Consider the following 6,472-nt stretch of genomic DNA (forward strand, 5'->3'; position numbering starts at 1 on the left):
GCCTCCCCGTCTCCCGGAGTGCGCTTCGCAACCCGTGTCGCCCTCGGTGAGAGGAGGGACGTCCCGCCCTCACGCCCCGGTTCCGCCCCGAGCTGCCCACCCCGAACAGGCCGCGGTGGTGCGGCCGTTACGAGCCACGGTGGCACGATGGATCGCCCCAAGGGAAGCAGGAGCACCGGGCCGGACCCGCCACGAGGGTGGTGGCGGGCCTTCCTTTAGGGTGACGCCTCATGCCTACAGCTTTCAGCGATTCCTTCCTTCGGGCGACGGAGCGGCATGCCGCCTGGGGTGCCGAACAGCTCAACGTCCTCACGGACTTCCTGCCCGCGGGCCCCTGGACGGCGGACCTCGACACCTGCACCTACCGTCAGGGCGACCGGGAGATACGCGTCGCCGTGCTGGGCACCTACGACGCGTCCGAGCATTCGTGGCTGTGGGGTTGGGCCAACCCGGGGCTCCAGGGCGCGCCCGTCGTCGCCGCGGGACAGCCGCTGGAACGGTTCGGGCAGGAGCACGGCATCCCCGAGTTCGCCACTCCGCTGCTCGACCTGTCCGGCTTCCCCGACCCGCGGATCGCCGCCGAGACCCTGGCGTTCGCCGGCATGGGCGTGCTGGGCGCGGCCGGCTACGTCGGCGTCGAGGGCGGACCCGAGACGCAGGTCTACTTCATCCCGGACGACCCGCAGGTCCCGCGCACCGCGGTGGACCCGATCACGCTGCCACGCCTCCTCACCATGGGTGCCCAACTCATCGGCCACTCACCGCGATCGGTCGTCGCCGGCTACTTCGACCACTTCGGCATCCCGCACCGCCAGGACGACACGCAGATCACCGCCGAACTCCCCGACGGCTCCGCGGCGGAAGTCGACTTCGACCCCGAGGGCCGCATCGCCGCCATCCGCCTCACCGTCGTCGGATCGGACTGATCGCACTGATCGGGCCGGCCGGGCCGGTCGACGGCGCAGGCCCCGGTGGTCGGGACCGACCGGGGCCGTCCACGACGACACCCGTGCCGTGGTGGGCAGTTCGGGCGCCTTAGTCCACGTAGACGCTCTGCCCGAACTCGTTGACGATCGAGCTGCCGGGATCGACCACCGCCACGGTCCCGCCCTGGCACTGCGGCCCGTCGAAGACCAGTACCGGCTGGTCGGTGCGGTTCCCGACATGCAGCGGCCAGATGTCGGACTCGTAGCACCCGGACGGGTTGTTGTAGGTCTTCCCGTTGACGACCAGGTTTCCCTGGGCGGCGTCGGCGGACTGGGTGATCGTCAGAGCGAGCGTCGCCGCTGCGGCGAGGGTGCCGAACACGGCAAGGGCACGACGCATGTGGGATACCTCCTGTGCGTGGGGACGCCGGGTGCGCCCCTCAGCAGCAATTATCGCCACATGTAGTCAGGTGAACGCTATCCGTTATGTTGGGGCGAGGTGGTCCCTCCGTACGGAGCTATGCGGCGGTGGGCCGCCGTGGGCTCACTTACCGGCGTCGGGGCCGTACCACCGGAGGGGCCGGCCCGTGACGGCGGCGATGCACTCGAAGTCGCGGTCGCGGTGGATGAGGGGATGAGGGTCAGCCATTCGCGGAGGCCCGCAGCCTGGTCGGCGCCAAGGCGCGCCGGCGGTGGCGAGGACGGGCGCCGCCTCCGGGGGCCGCGGCCGCCCGCGCACGTGCCCCGGCGGACGTGCGGCTCAGGCGTGCTGCCCCCACCGGCCGCGGTGGATGACCTCGCCCGCGTCCCGCCGGCGCGCCTTGGTGCGCGGGTTCTGCGGAGGCAGGTCGTCGGCCCGGTAGCCGATCGTGATCGCGCCGATCGGCGCGTACTGCTCGGGCACCCCGAACTCGTCCCGGAACGGCTGGAGATGCTCGGGCATGATGCCGAAGAAGCAGGCGCCCAGGCCCTCGTCGACCGCCGTCAGCAGCATGAGCAGCGAGGCCATGCCCGTGTCGATGTACCAGTACGGCGCGGGCCAGCGCGCTTCGGCGCGGTCCTCCCACCCCTTGTCCGGCTCGGCGTAGCGCTCCAGGTAGGTGGCCTTGTGGGCGAGCGGCACCACGACCAGCGGCGCGTCCTGCATGCTCGGCGTCTGCTCCACCCGGGTGGGCACGAACGGCCAGAAGCGCGCCCGGTCGGCGGCGTCGGTCAGGGCGAGGAACGCCCACCCCTGCGAGAACCCGGCCGACGGCGCGCGCAGTGCGGACGCGAGCACCTTCTCGACCACCTCCGGCGCCAGCGGCCTGTCGGAGTAGTGCCGGACCATACGTCGACGTCGAACCACCTCGGAGAATTCCATGCCGCCAGATCCTGCCACGGACCCCGCCCCACCAGCAGGACCCCGCGGGCCCCGATCTCCGCCCGGGCGGCCTCGACGGTCTCTTCGCCGCGGCCGGACCGGAAGCGGGGGAAGGGCAGGGCGAGCAGGTCGGCGACGAGGGCGAGGCGGGAGGTCGCGTCCGTCGGACGGAACTGGTGGGAAGACCGCGAGAGTTGGCCCCCGGTTCAGGCCGCGCCGATGTCCTTGGTGCGGTGGGCAGGTGCTTCGTCCGCGAGGGCGCGTAGGGCTTTCCTGGTCGGGGAGTTCGGCTCGGCCGCGTAGAGCAGGAGGGTCAACTCGTTGTCCGGCGGGGGCAGTCGCATCGCCTGGAACTGCAACTCCATCAGTCCGTACCGCGGATCGACGACGTGCTTGACGCCGTACGTCTTCTCCTCGACCTCCTGCGACTCCCACAGTCGGGCGAACTCCTCGCTGCGTCGCAGCAGTTCGCCGACCACGTCGCACAGCCGCACGCTGTCCGGCAAGTACGGCGGTCCCGACGGCGCGAACCCCACCGAGGCCACCCGCTCGAACTTCCTGCCGCAGCTCTTCGACACCGCTCTGCCCGGCAACGCCGCCAAGCTCGCCGCGGTCACCGAGTTGCGGAAGGTGGCCGCCGACGCCGGACTGACGCTGCCCGCGCTCGCCACCGGCTTCGTCCTCGCGCACCCCGCGCTCACGTCCGTGATCATCGGCCCGCGCACCCACGCCCAGCTCACCTCGCTGCTGGACACCGCCGGCACGGCGCTGACCGGCGACATCCTCGACCGTATCGACGAGATCGTGCCGCCCGGCACCGACCTCAACCACGACGTCACCCTCTACGAGCCGCCCGCGCTCACGGACAAGGCGCTGCGCCGCCGCCGTTGAGCCGGCGGGCCCGGGCCGTACGCCGCGGGGACGGGCCCGCCACCGTATTTCGCGCGGCTTGCGCACCCGTACCCGTTCACTCGTGCGAGCGTCGATCGGGTGACTTCGGCGGCTGTGCCTGACGGGACCGCGGCGATGGCGGTCCACCATGGTGGCAACACGCCGTAATGCTGCCGAACGAGGAGAAAACGACCGATGCGACAGGGTCCGCTGGCCGACCGTTATCCCGCGGTGGCGGCGATGGTCGTATTCGCGCTGGTGCCGTATCTGGCGCTCTCGGCGGCGCTGAGCGCCATCACGCCGCTGATCGCCAAGGACCTGCACATGAGCCTTGAGGCGCTCAGCGTGACGTCCGGCATGGCCAACGCCGGTTACGCGGTCGGCACGGTCCTGGCCGTGCAGTTCGCCCAACTGCTGCCCCAGCGGCGGATGTTGCTCGTCTACGGCAGCGTGCTGGTGATCGGCTCGGTGCTCACCGCGGCGGCGACCGACCCGGCGATGTTCGTCGTCGGGCACATCCTGCAGGGCCTGTGCACCAGCCTGCTGCTGATCGCCGCCGTACCGCCGCTGATCATCGGCTACCCGGCGTCCCGGCTGCGCACGACCGCCGTGGTGATGAACATGTGCATCTTCGGCGCGGTCGCGCTCGGGCCGGTGATCGGCGGCGTCCAGGCGTCCGCGCACGGCTGGCGGCCGCTGTTCTGGGTGATCGCCGGCATCGCGGTGGCGGCGCTCGTGTTGTCGGTGCTGACCTTCCAGGAGACCCCGCCGGCCGACCCGGGCGCCCCCGTCGACTACATCGCCCTGTGCCTGGCCACCGTCGGGTGCGGGTCCGCGTTCTTCGGCGCCTCGGAACTGCTCACCCACCGCTTCCTCGAAGCCCGCACCTGCGGGCCGCTGATCGGCGGGCTGCTGCTGATCGTCATCCTCTTCGTGCACGAGTACACGAGCCGGCATCCGCTGCTGTGCGTCGGGAGCCTGCTCAGCACGCTCCCGGTCGCCGGCATCGTCGCCGCCATCTGCGCGGCGGCCGCGTCGGTGTCCGCGATCGCGCTGACCGAGGTCTCGCTCGCCCACCGCGTCACACCGCTGCACCTGGGGCTGCTCTACCTCCCCGAGTTCGGCGGCGCGGTGATCGCCGCGGTCACCTTCGGCGCCGCGTTCCGCACCCGCCTGCTGCACTACTTCGTCCTTGTCGGCCTGCTCTTCCTGGCCGCCGGTGTCCTGGTGATGAACGCCGCCGCCCCGCCCACGTCCGTCCTCGTCGCCGTGGGCTCGGGGCTGGTCGGCGTCGGCGTCGGCGCCTCGGTCGTCCCCGCCCTGTTCATCGCCGGTTTCTCGCTGAGCTCCAGCAGCGTGCAACGCGTCTTCGCGATCGTCGAACTGGTCCGGGCGGTCGCCGCATTCCTGATCGCCCCGGTCCTGCTCTACGTCGCCGCCAACGTCGGCGCGAACGCGGACTCCGGCACCAGGACGGCGCTGTGGATCTGCTTCGGGATCGCCCTCGCGGGCGCGCTGCTCGGTGTCGCCCTCTACTACCTCGGCCGCGTCCGCCCCCCGACGCCCTCGGTGGACGGCTGGCTCAGCGGCGAACGCACCGGCTGGGACTCCCCGCCGCTCCTCGCCCGCTTCCCCCGCTTCGCCCGGAACGCCGGGGACGACGGGGACGACGACCCCTGCCCGTAGCCTTCGGCGGCGCGTCCACCTTCGTACGGCACCCGTTCAGAACTCGTCCCGCCGGTAGTCCGCCCGGTCCGGCCGGCTACCCGACCGGGCACCCGGCACCGGAGAGCCCGGTCCGCCGTGCAGCGCCCGGGCTGCCGTGCCCGGGGCACGCGGGTGCCCCGGGCCGGGCGGCTTACGACCTGGGGAGCAATAGGGAGCGGGCTCGCGCCGCCCTGCGATTCCGCCTCCGGCGTTGTCGTCGGTCGACGACTCCCCCACAGCCTGCGGCGTGGGAGGGGCCCCCTCCGCGTCGCCTCCCTCCTCCGCCTTGGATCCGAAGCCACATGACGCCGCTCCCTGATCCACTCCCTATTGCTCCCCAGGTCGTTACGGGTGGTAGATCTCCTCCATGGCGGTGACCTGGTTCTTGCTGTTGACGCGGTAGTAGAAGTTCGCGTTGGTCAGCTTGTGCTGGACCAGCCAGCGCGGGGCGACCTTGTGCGGGGACGTGTCCTTGTCGAGGTCGAGGACCTTGACGGAGGCGCTGGACGGGACGACGAACGAACGGGACGCGCCGGTCGGGGTGAAGTCGACGTCCTCGTCGTTGTGCTTGTTCACGCGGCAGGTCTCCGGGGTGACGCGCACGATGACGTTGCCCTGGTAGAGCTCGGTGGAGTCCAGCGCGAAGAAGTGGTCGTAGCCCGAGGGCTCGTAGCACGCCTTCCAGTCGCCGCTCGCCTTGCCGGGCGCGCCGGTCGACTTCGCCGCGACAGGCTTGGCCGTGGGCGCCTTCCCGTCGGCGGTGGGGCTGTGTACCGGGCTCGCCGCGTTCGTGGGAGCGGTGGGGCTGTGTACCGGGCTCGCCGTGTTCGTGGGAGCGGTGGGGCTCTGTACTGGGCTCGCCGTGTTCGTGGGAGCGGCGGACCCGTCGGCGGAGACGGCGTTCGCACCAGTGCTGGTGGACGCCTTGGCGCTGTTCGCCGGTGCGCTCGAAGCGGAGTGGGACGACCCGCATGCGGTGAGGAGCAGAGCGGTGGAGCTCAGGACGACGGTGGCGAGCGCGGTACGGCGGTTCATGGTTTCCCCTAGCGACGATCTGGTCATTTGCGTCGACTGTCACCAATGAGGACAGTGAGACGCATGAGGGGGTTTCCGCTGTGCGTTGCCTGTGACGAGACGGTGACGGCTGTCATAGGACAGCGACGAACACGTGCGCGACCGTGCGACGGCTGCCGTGCGACGGCTCCACCCGCCGAACGCGACGGGAACCGCGACCCATCCAGGTCAGGCGGCGTGTGCCGTGAAGACGACGGACGAGGTGTCGCCGTCGAGGGCGATGTCGAGCGACGCGTCGAGGGCGTTGGCGAGGCGGGCCAGGAGCGGGAGCGTCGGGACGGTGCCGCCCAGTTCGAGCTTGGAGATCTGAGGCCGGGTCATGCTTCATCGCCGGCGAGTTCGCTTTGGGAGATGCCCAGTTCGGCCCTGCGGTCGTGGACGGCCTGTCCGGTGTGAGCCGCGTGAGCCGTGTGGGCCAGGTGGATGGCGTTGCCGTCGTGCCCCAGCACGAACCGCAGTTCGCGTAGGCCGTCGTCCAAGTGGCGTGCAGCGTTCAGGCGGGGTCGTGGGC

8 protein-coding genes and 2 pseudogenes are annotated in these 6,472 nt (G+C 71.3%); 3 read left to right on the plus strand and 7 right to left on the minus strand.

All coding sequences use genetic code 11. From position 1 onward, the window contains the following. Positions 1–230: 230 nt before the first annotated feature. A complete protein-coding gene (locus tag AC13HU_RS29165; RefSeq protein WP_483044961.1) occupies positions 231–926 on the plus strand; it encodes a DUF6882 domain-containing protein in 696 nt (231 codons plus the stop codon). A 109-nt stretch (positions 927–1,035) separates the two neighbouring features. Here the strand turns inward: AC13HU_RS29165 and AC13HU_RS29170 are convergent, their stop codons facing one another. The 4 genes and pseudogenes from AC13HU_RS29170 to AC13HU_RS29185 form a co-directional block, all read right to left on the minus strand. Then, positions 1,036–1,326: a hypothetical protein gene (locus AC13HU_RS29170; RefSeq protein WP_483044962.1), complete on the minus strand. Its 291-nt coding sequence runs from the start codon at positions 1,324–1,326 to the stop codon at positions 1,036–1,038. Positions 1,327–1,470: 144 nt separating this feature from the next. After that, positions 1,471–1,557 (minus strand): annotated as a pseudogene (locus tag AC13HU_RS29175) (PIN domain nuclease); the annotation flags it as partial. A gap of 129 nt (positions 1,558–1,686) precedes the next feature. After that, a complete protein-coding gene (locus AC13HU_RS29180; RefSeq protein WP_483044963.1) occupies positions 1,687–2,289 on the minus strand; it encodes a nitroreductase family protein in 603 nt (200 codons plus the stop codon). Positions 2,290–2,495: 206 nt separating this feature from the next. After that, complete coding sequence (locus AC13HU_RS29185; RefSeq protein WP_483044964.1) at positions 2,496–2,783, minus strand: MmyB family transcriptional regulator; 288 nt, start codon at positions 2,781–2,783, stop codon at positions 2,496–2,498. Between AC13HU_RS29185 and AC13HU_RS29190 the strand changes: the two genes are divergently transcribed. Both AC13HU_RS29190 and AC13HU_RS29195 read left to right on the plus strand, forming a co-directional pair. Beyond that, a complete protein-coding gene (locus AC13HU_RS29190) occupies positions 2,683–3,180 on the plus strand; it encodes an aldo/keto reductase (protein WP_483044965.1) in 498 nt (165 codons plus the stop codon). The genes AC13HU_RS29185 and AC13HU_RS29190 overlap by 101 nt on opposite strands. A gap of 195 nt (positions 3,181–3,375) precedes the next feature. Next, positions 3,376–4,866: an MFS transporter gene (locus AC13HU_RS29195; protein ID WP_483044966.1), complete on the plus strand. Its 1,491-nt coding sequence runs from the start codon at positions 3,376–3,378 to the stop codon at positions 4,864–4,866. A gap of 366 nt (positions 4,867–5,232) precedes the next feature. On the opposite strand, the gene AC13HU_RS29200 is transcribed toward AC13HU_RS29195, so the two are convergent. The 3 genes and pseudogenes from AC13HU_RS29200 to AC13HU_RS29210 form a co-directional block, all read right to left on the minus strand. Continuing rightward, positions 5,233–5,922, minus strand: a complete 690-nt coding sequence (locus tag AC13HU_RS29200; RefSeq protein ID WP_483044967.1) for a hypothetical protein — start codon at positions 5,920–5,922, stop codon at positions 5,233–5,235. Between the two features lie 207 nt (positions 5,923–6,129). Then, positions 6,130–6,282 carry a helix-turn-helix domain-containing protein gene (locus AC13HU_RS29205; RefSeq protein ID WP_483044968.1) on the minus strand — a complete coding sequence of 51 codons (153 nt, stop codon included), beginning with the start codon at positions 6,280–6,282 and terminating at the stop codon, positions 6,130–6,132. Continuing rightward, positions 6,279–6,472: pseudogene (locus AC13HU_RS29210) on the minus strand (hypothetical protein); the annotation flags it as partial. The gene AC13HU_RS29205 and the pseudogene AC13HU_RS29210, both read right to left, overlap by 4 nt.

It is taken from the genome of Streptomyces sp. NH27 (assembly GCF_056859195.1).

What these genes read in the sequence shown, in the direction of transcription:
- AC13HU_RS29165 (WP_483044961.1), top strand. Translation starts at nt 231, where the DNA reads ATGCCTACAGCTTTCAGCGATTCCTTCCTTCGGGCGACGGAGCGGCAT.
- AC13HU_RS29170 (WP_483044962.1), bottom strand. Translation starts at nt 1,326, where the DNA reads ATGCGTCGTGCCCTTGCCGTGTTCGGCACCCTCGCCGCAGCGGCGACG.
- AC13HU_RS29180 (WP_483044963.1), bottom strand. Translation starts at nt 2,289, where the DNA reads ATGGAATTCTCCGAGGTGGTTCGACGTCGACGTATGGTCCGGCACTAC.
- AC13HU_RS29195 (WP_483044966.1), top strand. Translation starts at nt 3,376, where the DNA reads ATGCGACAGGGTCCGCTGGCCGACCGTTATCCCGCGGTGGCGGCGATG.
- AC13HU_RS29200 (WP_483044967.1), bottom strand. Translation starts at nt 5,922, where the DNA reads ATGAACCGCCGTACCGCGCTCGCCACCGTCGTCCTGAGCTCCACCGCT.
- AC13HU_RS29205 (WP_483044968.1), bottom strand. Translation starts at nt 6,282, where the DNA reads ATGACCCGGCCTCAGATCTCCAAGCTCGAACTGGGCGGCACCGTCCCG.